This window comes from Haloimpatiens lingqiaonensis (assembly GCF_901447495.1).
GTDB classification, from domain to species: domain Bacteria; phylum Bacillota; class Clostridia; order Clostridiales; family Clostridiaceae; genus Haloimpatiens; species Haloimpatiens lingqiaonensis.
On the sequence record NZ_CABDWS010000024.1, the window covers coordinates 1 to 19811 of the forward strand.

Annotated in this window: 19 protein-coding genes; 1 reads left to right on the forward strand and 18 read right to left on the reverse strand. The window is 31.4% G+C overall.

Features of this window, described 5'->3' with window-relative positions:
* Positions 1 to 829: 829 nt before the first annotated feature.
* The 14 genes from citG to FGK85_RS06470 all read right to left on the reverse strand — a co-directional run bounded on the left by citG (position 830) and on the right by FGK85_RS06470 (position 15072).
* Positions 830 to 1714, reverse strand: a complete 885-nt coding sequence (citG, locus tag FGK85_RS06405) for a triphosphoribosyl-dephospho-CoA synthase CitG (RefSeq protein ID WP_138204852.1) — start codon at positions 1712 to 1714, stop codon at positions 830 to 832.
* Positions 1707 to 2294 carry a citrate lyase holo-[acyl-carrier protein] synthase gene (citX, locus tag FGK85_RS06410; protein ID WP_138204854.1) on the reverse strand — a complete coding sequence of 196 codons (588 nt, stop codon included), beginning with the start codon at positions 2292 to 2294 and terminating at the stop codon, positions 1707 to 1709. The genes citG and citX overlap by 8 nt, the downstream gene beginning before the upstream one ends.
* A gap of 4 nt (positions 2295 to 2298) precedes the next feature.
* The gene (citC, locus tag FGK85_RS06415) at positions 2299 to 3345 is read right to left on the reverse strand and encodes a [citrate (pro-3S)-lyase] ligase (RefSeq protein WP_138204856.1); all 1047 of its coding nucleotides are present in this window, start codon (positions 3343 to 3345) and stop codon (positions 2299 to 2301) included.
* Between the two features lie 37 nt (positions 3346 to 3382).
* Complete coding sequence (locus FGK85_RS06420) at positions 3383 to 3730, reverse strand: hypothetical protein (protein WP_138204858.1); 348 nt, start codon at positions 3728 to 3730, stop codon at positions 3383 to 3385.
* A gap of 437 nt (positions 3731 to 4167) precedes the next feature.
* A complete protein-coding gene (citF, locus tag FGK85_RS06425; RefSeq protein ID WP_138204860.1) occupies positions 4168 to 5709 on the reverse strand; it encodes a citrate lyase subunit alpha in 1542 nt (513 codons plus the stop codon).
* Between the two features lie 182 nt (positions 5710 to 5891).
* The gene (locus FGK85_RS06430; protein WP_138204862.1) at positions 5892 to 6764 is read right to left on the reverse strand and encodes an HpcH/HpaI aldolase/citrate lyase family protein; all 873 of its coding nucleotides are present in this window, start codon (positions 6762 to 6764) and stop codon (positions 5892 to 5894) included.
* Between the two features lie 156 nt (positions 6765 to 6920).
* A complete protein-coding gene (citD, locus tag FGK85_RS06435) occupies positions 6921 to 7187 on the reverse strand; it encodes a citrate lyase acyl carrier protein (RefSeq protein WP_138204952.1) in 267 nt (88 codons plus the stop codon).
* Between the two features lie 205 nt (positions 7188 to 7392).
* Positions 7393 to 7953, reverse strand: coding sequence for a Fe-S-containing hydro-lyase (locus FGK85_RS06440; RefSeq protein WP_138204864.1), 561 nt, complete (start codon positions 7951 to 7953; stop codon positions 7393 to 7395).
* Positions 7954 to 7974: 21 nt separating this feature from the next.
* Positions 7975 to 8817 carry a fumarate hydratase gene (locus FGK85_RS06445; protein ID WP_138204866.1) on the reverse strand — a complete coding sequence of 281 codons (843 nt, stop codon included), beginning with the start codon at positions 8815 to 8817 and terminating at the stop codon, positions 7975 to 7977.
* 488 nt (positions 8818 to 9305) lie between these two features.
* Complete coding sequence (locus FGK85_RS06450; protein ID WP_138204868.1) at positions 9306 to 10547, reverse strand: methylaspartate ammonia-lyase; 1242 nt, start codon at positions 10545 to 10547, stop codon at positions 9306 to 9308.
* 171 nt (positions 10548 to 10718) lie between these two features.
* On the reverse strand, positions 10719 to 12173 hold the full coding sequence (locus FGK85_RS06455) for a methylaspartate mutase subunit E (RefSeq protein ID WP_138204870.1): 1455 nt from the start codon (positions 12171 to 12173) through the stop codon (positions 10719 to 10721).
* Between the two features lie 18 nt (positions 12174 to 12191).
* Positions 12192 to 13586 (reverse strand): methylaspartate mutase accessory protein GlmL, encoded by a 1395-nt coding sequence (gene glmL / locus FGK85_RS06460; protein WP_138204872.1) that lies wholly within the window; start codon positions 13584 to 13586, stop codon positions 12192 to 12194.
* 47 nt (positions 13587 to 13633) lie between these two features.
* A complete protein-coding gene (glmS, locus tag FGK85_RS06465) occupies positions 13634 to 14047 on the reverse strand; it encodes a methylaspartate mutase subunit S (RefSeq protein WP_138204874.1) in 414 nt (137 codons plus the stop codon).
* Positions 14048 to 14070: 23 nt separating this feature from the next.
* Positions 14071 to 15072, reverse strand: coding sequence for a GntR family transcriptional regulator (locus tag FGK85_RS06470; RefSeq protein ID WP_341472472.1), 1002 nt, complete (start codon positions 15070 to 15072; stop codon positions 14071 to 14073).
* Between the two features lie 151 nt (positions 15073 to 15223).
* On the opposite strand from FGK85_RS06470, the gene FGK85_RS06475 reads away from it, so the two are divergent.
* The gene (locus FGK85_RS06475; protein WP_138204878.1) at positions 15224 to 15994 is read left to right on the forward strand and encodes a DUF3048 C-terminal domain-containing protein; all 771 of its coding nucleotides are present in this window, start codon (positions 15224 to 15226) and stop codon (positions 15992 to 15994) included.
* Between the two features lie 127 nt (positions 15995 to 16121).
* Here FGK85_RS06475 and cwlD read toward each other — a convergent pair whose 3' ends face one another.
* The 4 genes from cwlD to rplM form a co-directional block, all read right to left on the reverse strand.
* Positions 16122 to 16826: an N-acetylmuramoyl-L-alanine amidase CwlD gene (gene cwlD, locus FGK85_RS06480; RefSeq protein WP_138204954.1), complete on the reverse strand. Its 705-nt coding sequence runs from the start codon at positions 16824 to 16826 to the stop codon at positions 16122 to 16124.
* Positions 16827 to 16972: 146 nt separating this feature from the next.
* Positions 16973 to 18595 carry a Na/Pi cotransporter family protein gene (locus FGK85_RS06485; RefSeq protein ID WP_138204880.1) on the reverse strand — a complete coding sequence of 541 codons (1623 nt, stop codon included), beginning with the start codon at positions 18593 to 18595 and terminating at the stop codon, positions 16973 to 16975.
* A gap of 329 nt (positions 18596 to 18924) precedes the next feature.
* On the reverse strand, positions 18925 to 19317 hold the full coding sequence (gene rpsI / locus FGK85_RS06490; protein WP_138204882.1) for a 30S ribosomal protein S9: 393 nt from the start codon (positions 19315 to 19317) through the stop codon (positions 18925 to 18927).
* 24 nt (positions 19318 to 19341) lie between these two features.
* Positions 19342 to 19776, reverse strand: coding sequence for a 50S ribosomal protein L13 (gene rplM / locus FGK85_RS06495; RefSeq protein ID WP_138204884.1), 435 nt, complete (start codon positions 19774 to 19776; stop codon positions 19342 to 19344).
* Positions 19777 to 19811: the final 35 nt, after the last annotated feature.

Genomic DNA, 19811 nt, shown 5'->3' on the forward strand with positions numbered 1-19811 from the left:
AATGTGGATTTTCTTCATTTTATTCAGAAAATCTTTAATTTATAAATAAAAAAGCGTTTATAATCTTTTAGGCGGAACCTTTCGAAAAGTTATATGATACTTATTAAAATAAAATAGTAATTAAAATTCAATTTTATTTTAAATTTTCACAAAAGTAGGTTAACCCAACCATCTTCTATAATAAACAGAGCTCTAACCTTCAGATGGAGTTTTTACTCCAACTGAAGGTTAGAGATCGTTATCCAGGACGTAGCTGCCGTTATCTCCCACTTTGTTAGAAGTGTGAGTGTTACGGCAGGTAAGTCTCTGGATAAATTTTTCATTATAAATCAACAGGCTACGCCAAAAAAACTTTTTAAGTGCTCAACTTTTTACCTTATAGCTTGTTTTACTATTACATTTTATTTAATTAAAGATTTTCCAGAACATAGTGGAGGAAAATCTCCCTTAACTCTTACTTCTTACTTTTTACCTCTTACTTAATTCTTACTTCCTCCACAAATTCTAATTTAAGAAATTCCATAGGAATTTCAACATTATTTGATATTTAATATTTGATATTTCCCCTGGCTGCCGCCAATAAAAGATTTGAGTTAAGGCAAAAAAGACAAATAACATAATTTCACGTTATGAAATTATGTTATTTGTCTTTTTTAATTCTAAAATTTTTCATAATGCAATGGAGAAAAATTCACCTTAATTATTAATTATTAATTATTAATTATTAACTCTCCATTCTCAACTTTCAATTCTCCACTATAACTTCTTACTAACTGTCAACTGTCCTTTGTCAATTGTCAATTGTCTCTAGCCCACTAATTCTGGTCCACTAAAAAAGTAGCTTTTTAACGTTATGAAAAAACACTGTTACTGCCAATAAATCCGCACAACCACCAGGGCTTATGTTTCTGCTTATAAATTCATCATTTAAGTCCTTTACAGCTTTTCGTCCATTTTTAGTTTGCATTCCACCGATTTTCATTATGTATTTCGCTTTATTTTGAACTTCTTTTAAAACCTCTATATTGTGCCTATGTATTACATTAGTATCCTCACAACAACTCATTATACCAATTAAAGTGTGCACTAATCTGTCATTTGTATCTAAATCATTGTTTTCTTCATATATTTTTAAAGAATGCTCAAAAACTATAGGTATTCCCTTTTCTACTTCTCCACGTATTCCCTTAATACCATAGTTTTTATATAGAAATTCTCCATAAGTAAGGCTATTTTCATCTTTTCCATCCATAGCTTCTTCTAAATCTTCCCTTACTATTCCTTTAGTCATTCTTTTTATAGTATTCTCTATTTCATCAAAATTCTTTTTCTCGTACATAGTCTTTAAAGCTGCTATACAAGATAAGCCCATTAAAAATATCATACCCTTATGAGTATTTACCCCATTAGTGCTTTGAAGCATATGCTTGTCCCCTATTTTACCTATGTCCCTTGCCTCTTTAAAAATCTCTTTTTCGCCTTTAGAACTAAATCCAATTTCACTAAACTTGATCATGGTTTCCATAAGAGCACAGGTGCTATCTATAAAAGTAAAATAATTCATATCTTTGTGAGCTCCGTTACTCACAGGAGTTACAAGACCGGGTTTAGGGAAAGCACTTACCTCATAGAGCATAGCCTTTACCGCCAAACTAGCTACAGTATAAATTTTATCTTTATGATTGTATTGTTCTCTATAGTTTTCTTTATTCATGCCTATTCTCCATATGTTTTTTTATATATTCCTCAAAGCTTTTCTCTATAAAATCAACTATCTCCTTTTGGCTGTGCCTTCTACTTCTTACGCATAGGTGAGCATCCTCATTACATATAAAGCACTTCCTACTAGATAACCCCAATTCTCTCCTACTTATCCCCTGACCTTTTTCATTATACACATCTATATCCACAAATCTTCCCAATGGGTGCTTTTCTTCTATAGTTATGCACAGCTTTTTTACGTCTACAATATTTTTATTAACTACCATAAAAAATATAGGCCCTTCTGGAGTGAATTCTAATTGTTTAAATAATATATTCTCGCTGCTTTTTTCTATTATGGCTGTTTCCTGAGATTTTATATTTGTACAATCATATAAACTTCCCACATTAAAAACTTTTATTAATTCATTTTTTAATACATTTACTATTTCCCTAGTTAATGTATTATCCTTATTAAGCCCTGGGTAATTAGCTCTTACTACTATCAATGTATTTAAATATTTATCTAATATTTGTTTCTGCCTATCTACTCTTTTTTCCCTAGCATCTAATATATCTTCTGCACTATACATATGTCTAATGTGGAGAATTACTTTTCTTTATCTTCTCCATTATCTCCTTTCCTTTTTCCGTATTTAAAAATTCAAAGGTAACTTCAGGTATTAAATTTTTCAATTCTTCTATTTTATCTTCCTTTATAAACTCCCTAACCCTAGATGCACTTATAGCCTCACCACTAAATTCTTTTCTCTTAATTTCTGTAACTTCTACACCATAATTAATTAGTACCTCTTTTAATGTAGCATTATAGGCTCTAGTTACATTGCAATAAGGTTCTTCTCCTACAAATCTGTTGTTTATATTTAACTCCTTACAAAAGTATTCTCCAAATATATTTGCATCTAGCTTTGTAAATCCTTTTAGTCTTTCATCTTCTTTTCTTAAAAAATATGAAGGAAATGTAGCTGAAGATATTATATACTCCGTTCCGGGTATGACTTTTACATTCTTTAAATCTTCCACTCCCTTTTTAACCAATCCGTATCTTTCTTTAAAAGGGAAAAGTGATTTATCTTCTTCCACTATAAAAACTAAAACTTCTTCACTTTCCATAGCTGCTTTTTCTATTAAATATCTATGTCCCTTTGTAAAAGGATTGCAATTCATAACGATAGCAGATCTTTTTTTATTCACATCTATATCATATTTCTTAATTATGTTTTTAAGTGTACCTTTTATATCATATATGCCTCTTTCTAATAAAGCTACTTCATCTACCTTTGTAACTGTATTAAAATTTAGTGATGAAAATATATCTATATTTTTAGGCTTAGTAAATATAAAATTGTGATAAATCCCCTGTTCAAAAGACTTATCTATTAAATTGGTTATAAGTGTAGATGTAACCCCTTCCCCCTGTAAATCAGGAGATACAGCAAAACACTTAAACACATTTTTAGCCTTAGAACAAGTAGCCACTATTTTATCCACATTATTTCTTAAAACTATAGTATAATCCACATCTTTATCCAGAATTAAACCAAAACTGTTTAAAAACTCTTCCACTTCTTTTCTTTCTTCTTCTTTTCTTAAATTTATTTTTGATAGTTTTAAGTCGTACATATAAAATCACCCTTATTTTTTAATTAAATTTTTTAAATTATATTAGTGCTTTTAAACATTCAATCACTATATCTGGTCTATCTATGTAAACTTCATGCTCACTATTTTCCGCAATTACTAGCTTTCCCTTATTTGAAAGCTTTGATAACTCTATTTGCAAATCACGCCACTGAGCTTCATATAATACAGCTTCTTTCTCTGGAATCTGATACTTAATCCAGCTATCCACTGCTATCTTACTATCCCTTGCTATTACTATAAGAGGAACATTAGGAAACTCTGAAATACTTTTTATGTCTTTACTATCCCTATCCCAATTTTCAAATTCCTCTGCTATAGTTTTGTGAAGTACATTACTTGTAAAAAACCCCTCTACATTTTTCATATCACTACAGCACATGCGTTTTATATAACTTGAAATAATATTTTCATTCTGAATCTTTAATTCTTCCTTAGATTTTTTTGAAGCCCCCTAAATATTTTTTCCCCTATTCCATATGCCAAATTTTTTTATACAACTCTCTTCTTTCAAGTTCTCTTTAGCTGATGCAATTTTTCCTTTATTACTTGTTACAAATACAATTTCTTTCATACAATTCAACTCCATAAATAAATCTAGTTGTAAATAAAAATTTATATAACAATTATAACATTGATTTATTAGAAATAGATAACTTAACTATTAGATCTAAATACTAATTTGTAAAATATTTTCCTTAACTCAAACTAAATTACAATATATTTTATCCTTATTTAAATAATAAAAAAGTGCTAGCTTTGATATTAAGTTTATTAACTAGCACTTTTTACTTTATTGAATTATTAAATTACTGGTTTTCTAACCACATCTATTACAGTACCATCTCTGTATTCAACCACAGCCACCACTTCGTCTGTAAGTTCTATAGCATTTGGTTTTCCTGTGATTTTTTCTGCCATATCCTTTAATTCTTCTATAGTCATCACTGGTAAATTTGTATTTTGTAATTTTTCCATTAAGTCTTTTCTATTTGGATTTACTGCTATACCTCTTTCTGTTACAATTACATCTATGCTTTCTCCTGGGGTAGTTACAGTAGTTACTCTATCTTTTATTATTGGAAGTCTTGCTTTCATTAGGTTTGTAACTACTATGGCAAGTTTTGCACCTGCTGCTGTGTCACTATGTCCACCAGAACCTCCCATTATGATTCCATCAGAACCTGTAGTAACATTAACGTTGAAATCAGTGTCTATTTCTGTAGCACCTAAAATCATAACATCTAGATTGTTAGCTACACATCCTTTATTATGAGGATTTCCATACATAGATGCGGACATGCCTTGATGCTTTGGATTATTTTTATAAGAATCTACTGCTTTTAAATCAAAGCACTGTACATCAAATATATTTCTAAATAAACCTTCTTCTAGCATTTCTACAATATATCCAGTAACTCCGCCGGCTGCAAAGCTTCCTACTACTTCTTCCTTCTTCATGATTTCCTTTAATTCTGCTGCCACTGCTAGAGATGTTCCACCAGCTCCAGTTTGGAATGAGAACCCATCCTTAACTAGTCCTGATGCCTTTATAACTTGTGAAGCCATTTTAGCTATTTTAAGTCCCACAGGATCCTTTGTTATTTTTGTAGTTCCTGAAACTATTCCTTTAGGGTCTCCTATGCTTTCTACTTTTACTACATAGTCCACATGATGCTGACTTATTTCTATTGGACATGCTGGATATGGAACTAAATTATCTGTTACAGCTACTACCTTATCAGCATATTCTGCATCTGGCGCTGCATATCCTAGAGAACCACAAGCTGCTGGTCCTTCTACTCCATTTATATTTCCGTAAGTATCTGATGTAGGTGCAGCTATAAATGCCACATCTATGTGTAGATCTCCACTTTCAATGGCTCTAGCTCTTCCTCCATGAGTATGCATTACAGCTGGTTTCTTTAAAAGTCCTAAAGAAATAGCTCTTGCTACAGGACCTGACATGTAATTAGCGTAAACTCCTGTTACTACTCCTGATTTTATATGTTCTACTAATGGTGCATGTGCAGGGAATATAGAACTAGCCGCTATTGTTAAATCCTTTATTCCTCTTTTAGCTATGGTATCCACTACCATGTTAAGCACATAGTCTCCATTTCTTAAATGATGGTGAAATGAAATGGTCATTCCATCTTTTATTTCTACTTTATCCAAAGCTTCTTCTATGCTATTTAAAACCTTAGAATCTTCTGGTTTTACTGTCTTTACTTTTACAGATTTTATTGTCTTTTCTCCATCTTCTGCAAAAGCACCCTTAAAAGGTGTCACTTCCTTATATCCTTCTATTTTTTCAGGTATCTCTCTACCCAATACATTTTTCATTTTATCACCTCTAAATTCTGTTAAATAAATCCTTAACTTTCCTGTCTCTATTCAACATAATTTCAATTGTATTTTACCTCTACATATTGTAACTTTGTAAAATCACTCTATTTTTAATCTTCAATTTCTTATTTTTAATCTTCAATTTCTTATTTTTAATTCTTAATTCTCAATTTTTAATTCTAAACAAGTCCTAGCATTTTAGCTAATTCGTAAGTAGTTTTAGCTCTATTTATAACTGGCGCATCTACCATTTTTCCATCTAAAGAGAATACACCTTTTCCTTCACTTTCAGCTTCTTCCTTAGCTTCTAATACTCTTATAGCATGTTTTATTTCATCTTCTGTTGGTGCAAATACTGAATGTATTGTATCTATTTGTCTTGGATTTATAGATGACTTACCTGTCATACCTAATCCTTTAGCTTTCATTGTATCTAGTCTTAGTCCTTCATAATCATTTGTATCTGTAAATGGAGTATCTATAGCATCTACTCTCATGGCTCTACAAGCTGTAGCCACTTTATTTCTTGCATAAAGAATCTCATCACCCTGTTTAGTTCTCTTTACTCCAAAGTCTGAAGTTAAGTCTTCTCCTCCTAAAAGAACTCCCTCTATTCTCTTAGAAGCTTTTATTACATCATAAACAGTTTCAAGTCCAAAGGCAGTTTCTATTAAAGCAAATAGTTTTATGCTGCCTTCTTCAAAGCCCTCTTCTTTTTCTATTTTAGAAATCATGTTGTCCACTTCTTTTATTTGTTCTTCTGTAGCTTTAGGAACCATTATTACATCCGGTTTTACTCTAGCTATAGTATCTATATCCTTTGGTCCGAATTCTGTATCTAAAGGATTTACTCTAACTACCACTTCTACATTAGAATAATCTACATTTTTAATAGCCTCTCTTACAAGTATTCTAGCTCCATCTTTTTCAGTTATGCTAACTGCATCTTCTAAGTCTAATATTATAGAATCTGAACCAAGAATGCCCGCGTTTTGAAGCATTCCTGGATTGTTTCCAGGCATAAATAACATAGTTCTTCTTAATCTTTTCATATTTTCACCTTCTCATTGTTTTTTCAATATCTATTTCTTAATCACTAACACCCAAATTTTATCTACTTTTTATAAAAAGTATTTTAACCCTATAAATTTTAAAATATGTTCACTTCATACAATTAAGTGCTGCTAATTCAGCATTACTTCTATTTCTTAAATAGTAGCTCTTTTAATAGCTGTTTCCACTCTTGCCTTTATTGTGTAATCTAAGGCTCCTTTATCTTCTGCTTTTATCTTAACTTCTTCAACTTTCAATTCCTTTAAAGTATTCATTATAGTTTCTTTTATGGCTTCACCAAATTGTTTCATAACAATGCTATCAATTTCTACTTCTATACCGCCATCCATGTTTGGCATAACTGTTATCATCACATCATTTGACTCTAGTGTACCTGCTTTTGCTACCTTTTCTATTTTCATGTTTTCACCTACTTTTATATTAATTTTAAATCTATATTTTCTGTTAATGTACAATCCCCTTAGCACATCTAACAAATTAATTCTTATTTCTAATTATCATCCAAGGCAATAGCTACCGTCATATCCCGCCTTAAAGTAGATGGAAATATTTCGATAACTAAGCTATGGATAAATTATAACCTTATCTAAATCATATTACTTTTTATTATTTATTTACAGAATCTAAATATTCCTTTTGTCCTTTTTCATAAAGGTTGTTTCCTTCACTATCTATAACTACAACTACTGGTAAATCTTCCACTTCTAGTTTTCTTACAGCTTCTGCTCCTAAATCTTCATAAGCTATAAGTTCTGCCTTTTTAACACATTGTCCTATAAGAGCTGCTGCTCCACCTATAGCTGCAAAATATACTCCATTATTTCTAACTATAGCATCTATAACTTCTTTAGATCTTAATCCTTTACCTATCATACCCTTTAAGCCGTTATCTAAAAGCTTTGGAGCATATGGATCCATTCTATAGCTAGTAGTAGGACCTGCTGAACCTAATGCCTTTCCTGGCTTTGCTGGTGTTGGTCCAACGTAGTATATTATTGCATCCTTTATATCCATAGGAAGCTCTTTTCCTTCTTCTATTAGTTTTACAAGTCTTGCATGGGCAGCATCTCTAGCTGTATAAACAGTTCCTGATATAAGAACAGTATCACCTATTTTTAAATCCTTAACTTTTTCCTCAGTTAAAGGAGTCGTTATTTTCTTTTCCATTTTTTCTCCCCCTTACCCCTATTAAAGTTCTACTTCTGCATGTCTAGTAGCGTGACAATTAATGTTTACTGCTACTGGAAGTCCTGCTATATGTGTTGCATAAGTTTCTATGTTAACTGCTAGTGCTGTAGTTTTTCCACCAAAACCTTGAGGTCCTATACCTAATGAATTTATTTTTTCTAATAATTCTTCTTCTAAATCTGCATAAAACTTGTTTGCATTTCTTTCTGACACTGGTCTTATTAATGCTTTTTTAGCAAGATTCGCAGCTCTGTCAAAAGTTCCTCCTATACCTACACCTACTACTATTGGTGGGCATGGGTTAGGACCAGCTTCTTTAACAACTTTTAATATAAATTCCTTAACTCCTTCTAATCCATCTGCTGGTTTTAACATTTTTAATTGGCTCATATTTTCAGAACCAAAGCCCTTTGGAGCTACAGTTATTTTAAGTTTATCCCCTGGCACTATATTATAGTATATTATTGCAGGAGTATTATTTTTTGTATTTACTCTATCTAATGGGTCTTTTACCACTGATTTTCTCAAATATCCACTTACATATCCTTCTGCTACACCATTGTTAATAGCTTCTTCTAAACTTCCTCCTACTATATGTACCTCTTGACCTATTTCCACGAATACGCAAGCCATACCTGTATCTTGGCACATAGGCATTTTTTCATCTCTAGCTATTTCAGAGTTTACTATTATTTTATCTAGTATTCCCTTTGCTATATCCCAATCTTCTTTTTCCTTAGCTTCTTTAATAGTATTTTTTATATCATCATTTAAATAATAATTGGCATCTATACACATTTTAGCTACTGCTTCTGTGATTTTTTCCACATTTATTTCTCTCATTGACATTGCCCTCCTAGCTTTCTTAAATTTAAAACCTTAAACATATTTTAAAGTATTAACTGACTATACCACAATAAGCATTATATTACCTGAATTATGAAATTTCTCTGGAATGACTTGCATAAGAAGCAAAGGAACTGTTTAAATTTAATTTTAGAAATTCTTCTTTTAGACAGATAAAATTATCGTAAGCCTGGCAAGGACGCCAGGCTAGCGAACCTGAGGCAGGACGCTGAATGTGAGCGTTAGATAATTTTATATGGCTAAAAGATTAGAATTTCTTAAATTAAATTTATTGTTCCGAGCTCTTATGCAAGTCATGGAGGAGAAATTTCATAATTCCACTACATTGTACCTTATTGTGGGATAATCATAGTATATATTAATTAAATATACTATGATAACGGTTTTATATCATTAAGCTTTATATGCACTTAAAAGGCAGTATGCACCCGCACAAACCGCCTTTTAAGTATTAATGGATTATATTATTTTCTTCTATTAACAAGAGCTACTACTCTGTTCATCTCATTGTTAACTATCATATATCCTTCATCAACGCCCATACCTGGTTTTGCAAGACATTGGTCTGCTCCACAAGCTATTGCTATATTAGTTGTAACTTCTGATGATCTGTTAGTTTCGTTACAAGTTCCTCCGCAGTATGCTCCTATTCCTTTTTTCTTACAATATAGAATTGATTCTATAACATTGTTTACTCCGCCAAGGTCTGGAGTTTTTATTTGAAGCATATGTCCTGATTTGTTGTCAGCAAAGAATTTAACGTCTTCATATGTATTGCACCATTCATCTGCAACTAATTCTACGTTTATTCCTCTCTTGTCTATTTCTGCTGTCAAATCTCTTAAAGCTTCCATTTGTTTTTGTCTATCTTCAACGTCCATTGGTCCTTCTATTCTTAATTTAAATGGTTTTGCAGCTTCACCTAATTTTTCTAGGTAGTTAGCCATTTTATCAGTATCATAATCAAAAGCTACTCCTATTGTTCCATATACGTCTATGTGGAATACTGGAGAATAACATTCGCAAGTTCTTAATTTTTGTACTCTTTCACTTAACCATTTAACATATTCTAATAATTTTGATCCGTCATTTCCTAATTTTTCTTCTACGTTGTTTATTAAAGCGTGAGGCATTACTTCAGCGCCTTTTATTATCATTTTATCTGCATTGTCATATCTATCATCACCTGATTGAGTGAATATAGGAATTCTCTTTATGTCAACTCCTGTGTTGTATTCATCTCTAACAACTTCTGCCATAGTAACTTTTTTAGCTTTTGCTACACCATCAAGTAATGCTTGAGTTATTCCGTATCTTATAGCAGTGTGTAATCTTTTTCCGTTAACTTGCATTTTGTCAAATTCTTCTGCTAATGCTTTAAAGTTGTCTAGCTCTCTTCCTATTAGTTTTGGAGCTATTTCTTTTTCTATAACTGGAATGAAATCTTTAGCTAAGAATAGTGGGTCTCTTCCGCCTGCTCCTGAATATTGAACTGCAGCACAATCTCCAAAAGCCACTTGACCATCTTCAAGTATAAGCATTACTGATATAGATTCTCCTGCCTGTCTTACAGATTTAAATCCTTCAGTTACTGGCTCACCTACATATGTGAATCCATCATGTTTAGCTCCTTTTTTTATAGCTCTTTGGTCATCAAAATAAAATCCTGTTTTTCCTTCAGAACATATTACATCAATAATTTTCATAGTTTTTCACCTGTCCCCTTTTCAAGTTTTAAACTTAAATTTAATAATTTATTTTTAACACTTTAATTTTAAATTGTTTCCCTTAACACATATTGTATAAGCTTTAAATTGTTCACCTTAACTTTAATCTATTTATAAAACATAATTTGTTTAATGTAAAATTTATTAAAACTATTTTTGTGGTCTTCCTACAAGAACTCCTCTACTTACAGCAAATATGTCATCTACTGTCATTTTAAATCCTACTGGTCTTCCTTCAAATTTAGCTCTTTCTTCTAGTTTTCTTCTATTTATTTCTCTTATGTCTTCAGTAAATGGTAGGTTTCCAAAGTTTAAATATCTTACAGCACCATTATTGTCTCTAGCTGGCATCATTTTTCCTGCATTATATTTACTTGGCGCAAATGGTATATCTACAACTCCTGCTTCAAAAGCTTTAACTGCTCCTATAGCTAAATCTCCATTACCTAATTCAAAAGTTTTATTCATCATGCATTTTGTTTCAGCTTTTATAAGAGCTATCTCATCTTGTAATTCTTTTGACATTGGAAGTCTTTGACCTTTTAATAGGTTTAATGTCATTTTAGTAGCTCTTATACCTTGAGCATTAGCTTCCTTAGTTGGAACTCCTATAGCTTCATGTGGAGTCTTAACAATTACCTTTGTTGCTCCTGCAAGAGCTGCTGTAGCTGAACCTGTAGATATAACTCCAAAGGCTTTAGCTTCATCTTGTGGAAATCCACCCATCCATTGATGGAATACTGTTGTTACATATACATCGTGATATCCATATTCTCTTAAGTATTCTTCCATTTGTGATTCTAGTGCTCTTATAGCTGCTACGTCTTGAACTATGTTACCACATTGTCCATATCCAACAGTTATGTTTTTAACTCCCTGTTCTGCTGCTAATAATCCTTCTATAATAGCAACTGTGTTTGAAGTACTTGGTGGTACTAAAGTTCCTGTTAAAGGTCCAAATGGTTCTCTATTTATAATTATTCCTTGCTCAGCATAAAAACCAACTAATCTGTCACAGTATTGCCAATCTCTTATAGTTCTATCTAGCGGAACATTTTTAGCATAAGGAATGTTGTATGATATTCCGCCACCTTCATTTGAAGTCCATCCACCTGCATGAATTATTTCTGTAAGCAATCTAGCATCTGGAGTACCATGTCTTGCTTCTAATGGTAAGTTTACAGCTTCATAAACCTTTTTACAACCATGTACTCCATGGTTTACTCCTGGAAATCCGTTAAGTAGTGATCTTCCTGCTTTTCTACTTTCTTGTATACCAATTTCACATTCATCATATCTATTTTGTCTTGTATAACTATCTATAGTTGATGGAAGTAAGTCAGCTCCACCTTCATTTTGAAGATGTGTTAATAGTTCTATATGCTCACTTATTAACGCAACACCTGCTCTTGGTTGCGCTAATGTAACGCCTTCCTCTTTAGCTTTCTTTAATTTAAGTGAGAAATTCTTATGCTCTGGAACTTTTTTAAGGTAGTCAACTGCTTCTTTAAGGTCAACTTCTTTACCTGTAGGCCATTGACTTAAAACCTCTTCTCTCATTTTGAAAAATTCTTCTTCAGTCCACTTTTTATTTTTTATATTCATTATTATTCCCCCTGAATATTAAACTTCTACTAAATATTTTTTCATAATTCTTACGGCCATATCTGGAAGTTCTTGTGCTAGAAGACCCATAGATGATAATATGTATGTCTTATCTATCAAAAACTTAGGATCTTTTGGTTTTAAAGATTGAGGATTTTCCATGGTGAAAGTACCTGCTCTTAGTATTTCTCCTGGATTTTCACTGTGAATAAGTACTCCTCCAGTTCCTATCATGTACTTAACTTCCATTAAATCCTTTCCTGTTTGAGTAAATACAACACCCATAGGAGAGTAAACACTCTCAACTATACCAGCATGTCTTTCCATAGCTATTTCTGTTGCCACTTTACCCATAGCTTCATCAAACTTTATTTCTTCTTCTGTAGATGGAACCATTTTTATATTTTCTGCTCTTGTTTTGCAGTTCTCCTCTACATCTATTTTTCTATCTTTATCATTTAAGTAATTTCTTATTTTTCTTGTACCGGCTGCTTCCCAAAGGGAAATTGCTGAATATCTCATGCCTAAATCTCCCTCAACAGTTCTTTTAGCAACTGGTTCTTCAAGTCCTTTTAAAGTTACTCCTGATTTAGTTGGAGCCCCTTCTGCAATTGAATGTATATCTGTAGTAGCTCCTCCAATATCTACAACTATTAAATCTCCTACACCTTCTTCTTCATCGCTACCTTCACTTAAAACTCTAGCAGCTTTAAGCACTGCTGCAGGTGTTGGCATTAATATGCCGCTTATGTAGTTTTCAGCATTACTCATGCCCTTAGCTTCTACTATTTTATCCATAAATATTTTTCTAATTTCTTCCCTTGCTGGTTCTACATTCAAAACATTTAGCTTAGGCATAACGTTTTCAGTTATCCTATAATAAACATCTGTTTTGCTAAATATTTCTTCTATAGAATCATTGGCCACCTTGTTACCTGCCACAACTATTGGCAACTTTAATCCGCTTTCTGCTATCATTTTAGCATTGTGTATTATACAATCCTTATTTCCTCCATCGGTGCCCCCAGCTAGAAGAATTATGTCTAATTTAGAATTTTTTATTTCTTCTATTTCTCTAGAAGTTAGCTCGTAACTATATACTTTGAGTACCCTTGCTCCTGCTCCAAGAGCTGCCCTTTTAGCTGCTTCAGCTGTCAGTTCTGGTACTAATCCAATAGCCACCATCTTCAAGCCACCTGCTGCTGAAGAACAAGCAAGTTTATTAACAAAATTAACTTCTTTCCCTTTTAATGCCTCTTTTAATTTATCATAAGCCTTATTGAATCCTGTCATTATATCATCTTCGATGGTGGTAATATCCTTTGCTGTGGCTAATATTTCTTCATTTTCTATGTCTACTGCTGTCAATTTCGTATAAGTACTTCCAAAGTCTATAAGCAAATATGCATCCACTGATACCACTCCAATCAACTAATTACTCTTACTTAATTAGTTTACTATTAATTAAGATTAAAATCTTTCTTTATATCTTCTATAGTTATTTCTATATCTGTTCCAGGTGAATAAACTCTGTTAAATCCCATATCCTTGAATCTTTTTTCAACTTCATTCCAATCTTGTTTTCCTACAACTATATTTCCACCAACATATAATTTTATGTCCTTTAAGCCAGCCTCATCACATTTTTCTCTTAATCCTCTACAGTCTATTTCTCCATGACCATAAAGTGATGAAACAAGTATTGCATCAGCACTAGTTTCTACTGCTGCATTAATAAAATCCTCTTGTGGTGATAAAACTCCAATATTTACAACATTAAAGCCTGATTCAGTTAAAGCGTAATCTATTATTTTGTTTCCTACTGCATGACAGTCAGAACCAATTACGCCTATAACAATAGTTTTCTTCTCCATTTATAAATGCCTCCCACCTTAAATTAGATATCTTTATATTTCAACTCTATAATTTTAGACTTTAAAGCCTTTACAGAGTCGCTATCTAGGTTATACAAAAATTCAATAATTTCTTTTCCATCTTTATTTAAACTTTTAACCATTTTATGTTTACCTGGTGATACAATTATAACTTCACTATTATCTATTATTTTCCTGATTTCTCCCTCGTCTTTTGAATTAGAATATGTTATGTCAATATTCCCTAATCCAGCTCCGTCTAAAGCCCCTTTTACTTTAAACATGAATTCTTCTGATATACATATAAACCCAAACTTTGTATGTTCAGGATATCTAGCTATTTTCACTATAGTGCCTAAGTTAGGATTTATCGCAACTCCAAGCACTTCTTTTCTTTTTTCCTTTGTCAGTTCCATAACTTCATTTACATGATTAAATGTTGCTATAATTATTTGAGCTTGTTCAACTTTTTCTTTTGTATCATCGCTCATTTCTTTTAAATCATTTATAGTCAATGGCTCCACTCGGACACCAGAAATTTTAGTCAACTGCTTACTAAACATTCTAGCCTGTTCAATATTACATTCCACATAAATGGCTGCTAATTTGCTCATAAGCTCTTTCTTTTCTTTTACTCTTTGTTTTACAAGTTCTAAAAAACTATCTGGATCCATTCCTATTTCCATGGATTCCTCTAGTCCCAAATCTATAAATTTAACTATTCTTTCTTTTATATTTTGATCCTTCCATGTGACAGCTTCTTCAGCCACAAAGGTTCCTTTTCCTTGGTAAGATTTTAAAACTCCCTCTTGCTCTAGATCGTTATATGCTGAACTTATAGTATTTCTACTCACATTTAACTGTTGAGCCAATTCTCTTTCAGTAGGCATCTTATACCCAACTTTTAATAATCCACGTTTTATAGATTCCATTATTTGATTTTTTACCTGTATGTAAAGAGGTACTCCACTTTTTTTATCTATTTTAATTTCTATAACTATCCCTCCCTTACAATATGGATTAATGGACTAATCCATATTCCATTAATATAATATCATAGGTCCTTTTATACATCAACAACTTTTTTAACTATTATATAAATTCAATTTATTTGCATAAAAACAGTAGAATAAGACTATTATTTTAATGTAATAGTATATAAGGAGTGAAAATTACATGAAAAAAAGTAATTTAGTAAATAATATTGTTTTATTTCTATTTTCTATTTGTTGTATCCTAATAATTTTCATATGTTATAGGCTTATTATTTATAATAACTTCCCAAATATAGACATATCTCCATACACTGGTGAGATACTGAAAAATAGAAATAATAAAGATTTTAAAAATGCTATAGAGGTGGTCTATAAATTAGATCAACTGAATGATAATACCGGTGGACTAAGCAAAGCAGATATTATATTACAATATGTAGATTCTCAAAATAAGCTAATTTATAAAGGCCTTTACCTAGATGAAATTCCACAAAACATTCAATCCTCTTATGAAAAAAAACCCCTAGATACATCCTACTTACCTAAATTTAATTTTTTAGATTCTCAAGATATAAAATTTAATAAAAGTAAAAAAGCCAATAACATATTCATAGACTTAAATGAATATTTTTCATCTAATTTTTTATATAAGAATGGTGAATATTATCATCATAATCCTTCTAAAGAGCATATTGATATTTATTACAATGATCCCATTCATGTTTCAAACATAATAATTCAAATGGTAAATTCACAATCTAACAAGGAATTTCCAATTGGCTCTGGAAATGGACTTTTATTTTCCGGTGGAAAAGCCATAGATATAGAATGGAATAAGGATTCAGATTCTCCTATAAAAATACAAGATAAAAATGGAAAGGATATTTCATTAATCCGTGGCACTACCTTTTGGATTATAGTAGATGAAAATTCTTCTGTAGTTTATAACTAATTCAAATTTCGCAGTTATAAAATAAAAATATAAAATTTGCAGTTAAGTAATGGGATTAGCTAAGAAGTAAAAAGTAAGAGTAAAGGAAAATCCTCATTAACTCTTACTTCTTACCTTTTCAATAACTCTATTCTTCCTTCATATTAAAGTATTCCTCCACAGACCTTGCAATAGCTTTAGCTATTTTTTCCTGATAACTCTCATCTTTTAAAAGTTCCTCTTCTCTTTCATTAGATAAAAATCCACATTCAACTATTACAGATGGTATAATATCATTGCATCTTAATATCTTATACATGTCTTTGGCATTCTTAGCTTTCCTTTTGTTTTCATTATCTAGATCCTCTATTAAATTTTTTTGTATTATATTGGCTAATTCTTGACTTTCGGGATTTCTAGAATGCCATACCTGTGCCCCATAGTACTTACTTTGTGGAAACTTGTTCAAATGAATACTTATAAACATATGGCATTTAGTTTTTTCTTTTAGTTCACATCTTTTATTTAAATCCTCTATTTTTTTATTGTTACTATTTTCCGAATACAAACCTTCATCTTCTTCTCTGGTCATAATTACTTTATATCCTTTTTTCTCCAGTTTCTCTTTCAATTTCAAAGATATATTTAAGTTTATATGCTTTTCTACCGTACCATTTTTAGATACAGCTCCCCCATCAATGCCACCATGCCCTGGGTCAATTAATATGCTTTTTTTCTGTAAGCCTTTATTTACTATTAGTGTTTTTCCAAATTGAACATTTGTTAACACTATTAAAAAAGCACCCAATAATATAACTCCTATGGTAGATATTAATTTATTATTTTTCACTATTTTTGCCGTTGCCAATAACCTATGCAACGGTTCACCTCCTACTTTATAGCTCTCATATTATCTATATAAGAAAATAAAAATAAAAATACCTAACATAATAAAATATGTTAGGTATTTTCTATTAATTATTTTAAAATATACTATTTTTACTTATGCATATTTAAAACTGCTTGAGCTAAATTAGTGGAATGGTCCCCTATTCTTTCAAAGTTACTTATTATGTCTAAGAATATAGCTCCACCAGTGGCATTACATACTTCTTCATTAAGTCTCTTTATATGTGAAGCTCTCAATTCTTTTTCCATTGCGTCTATTTTTTCCTCTATGCTCAATACTTTCTTAGCAGTTTCTATATCCCTATTTTCTATACTTTCTATGCTTCCATCTAAAGCATTTATTATTTCATCAAACATGCTCTGTAATTCTTCTTCTGCCCCTTTTGAGAATTTAATTCCCTTTTGCATCTTCTCACTAGCTAAATCTACAACATTTTCTGCATGGTCTCCTATACGTTCTATATCATTTACCATATGAAACATAGATGTTACGATATCTAATTGTTCTTCTGATAACTGCTCTTTAGATAGTTTTACTAAGAAGACTGTTATTTCATCTTCCAATAAATTTATTAATTTTTCATTTTCATAAACCTTTTTAACCAAAGTTTCATCGTTGTTTTTAAAAGCATCCATTGACATTTCCAAATTAGCTTTAGCTTTGTTGGCCATTCTTATTAATTCCTTTGTGGTTTGCCCAACTGCTATAACAGGTGTTTCCAAAAGTCTATCATCTAAGTACTTAGGCTTCATAGGTTCTTTTTCATCTTCTCCTGGTATTATCTTATTAACTAATGCTACAAGATATTTTATAAATGGTAACATTATTATTGTGTTAGCTATATTAAACACTGTGTGAGCATTAGCTATTTGCCTTTTAACTACCTCTACTCCTGCAGGAGTTATATTTTTTACAAGTGCTACAAATGGATGAGTAAACGGTAAGAATATCAAAGTTCCTATTAAATTAAAAAACAAGTGTATTAGTGCTGCTTTTCTTGCAGTCTTTGAAGTTCCTACGCTGGCTAATAACGCTGTTACACATGTACCTATGTTATTACCAAACAATATTGGTACTGCAGCTTCTAGTGGCACTCCACCTGTAGATGCCAATACAATTAATATGGCTGTAGTTGCAGAAGAACTTTGTACAACAGCAGTCATCAAAAGTCCTGTAAGAACACCTAAAAATATATTTCCTTTTAATGTTCCCATTAAACTTACAAAGGCTGGTGATGCAGCAATTGGTTCCATCGCTACTTTCATTAATTCCATTCCAGAGAATAAAATACCAAAACCTAATATAATATTTCCTATTTCTCTACTCTTTTTGGCTTTAGAAAATAATACAATTCCCGCTCCTACTCCTATAAAAATAGGTGCTATAGCATCTAGTTTAAATGCTATTATTTGCGCTGTAATAGTGGTTCCTATATTAGCTCCCATTATTACTGCAGCTGCTTGATACAAATTCATAAGTCCAGCATTAACAAATCCAACTACCATTACCGTAGTGGCACTACTACTTTGAATTACAGCAGTAACCAAAGCTCCTGTCATGATTCCTTTTACTGGGTTAGAAGTTATTTTTTCAAAAAATACTTTTAGTTTTTCTCCAGATGCATTTTCAAGTCCATCGCCCATAAGCTTCATTCCATAAAGGAACATTCCAAGTCCACCAATGAGTCCAATAATTATATTTACAATACTCATACTTTTTCTCCAATTACTTAACATTAAATTTTCATTAATATGTAATTAAATATCTGCACCATTTTAAATAATACTACAAAAATTACGATTTAGTAACATTTTTATTAATTATTTAACATTGATTTAACATTGGACTATGAAATATTTAATATAATATATTATTACTATATATTGCTATATTTGCCTATTATTTAAGATTATATACCGTATTTAATCTTAAATAGTAATTATATTTAATGGATTGTGCATAATTTTTTAAACTCTTATAATTTATTATAAATAAAAAAAGAGAGGTATATACCTCTCTTTCCATACGGTTGTATAAAATACTATCTCTTTGAGAATTGTGGAGCTCTTCTTGCTTTTTTAAGACCGTATTTCTTTCTTTCCTTCATTCTTGGATCTCTTGTTATAAATCCAGCTTTCTTAAGTTCTGGCTTTAAGTTTTCATCAACTTTTACCAAAGCTCTTGATATACCATGTCTTATTGCTCCAGCTTGACCTGTAAATCCACCACCGTGTACATTAACTAGTACATCATATTTTTCTTTTGTTCCAGTTAATACTAATGGTTGGTTTACTATAACTTTTAAAGTATCTAATCCGAAGTAATCTTCCATGTCTCTTTTATTTATAGTTACTTTACCTTCTCCTGGTACAAGTATAACTCTTGCTATTGATTTCTTTCTTCTTCCTGTTCCGAAATATTGAACTTTAGCCATTTCATATCCTCCTTCCGCTTCCAATTAGTATCTTAATTCTAATACTTCTGGTTTTTGAGCTTGATTATCATGCTCTTCACCTTTGTATACTTTTAACTTAGTTAACATTTGACGACCTAATGGACCGCTTGGAAGCATTCTTCTAACAGCTTCTTGGAAAACAAATTCTGGTTTCTTAGCTAATGCTTCTTTGTATGATATCTCTTTTAATCCACCTGGATATAATGAGTGATGTCTTAACATCTTTTGATCAAGTTTCTTTCCTGTTAAAAGAACCTTGTCAGCATTTAAAACTATTACGTAATCTCCTGTATCAACATTAGGAGTATATGTAGGTTTGTTTTTTCCTCTTAATATTGATGCTATTTGGCTAGCAGCTCTACCTAGTGGTTTTCCTGCTACATCTATTACATACCATTTTCTTTCAACTTCTTGCGGTTTTGCAATATATGATTTCATCTTTTTCCCTCCCTAAAAAGTCTTCTTGTTGTATT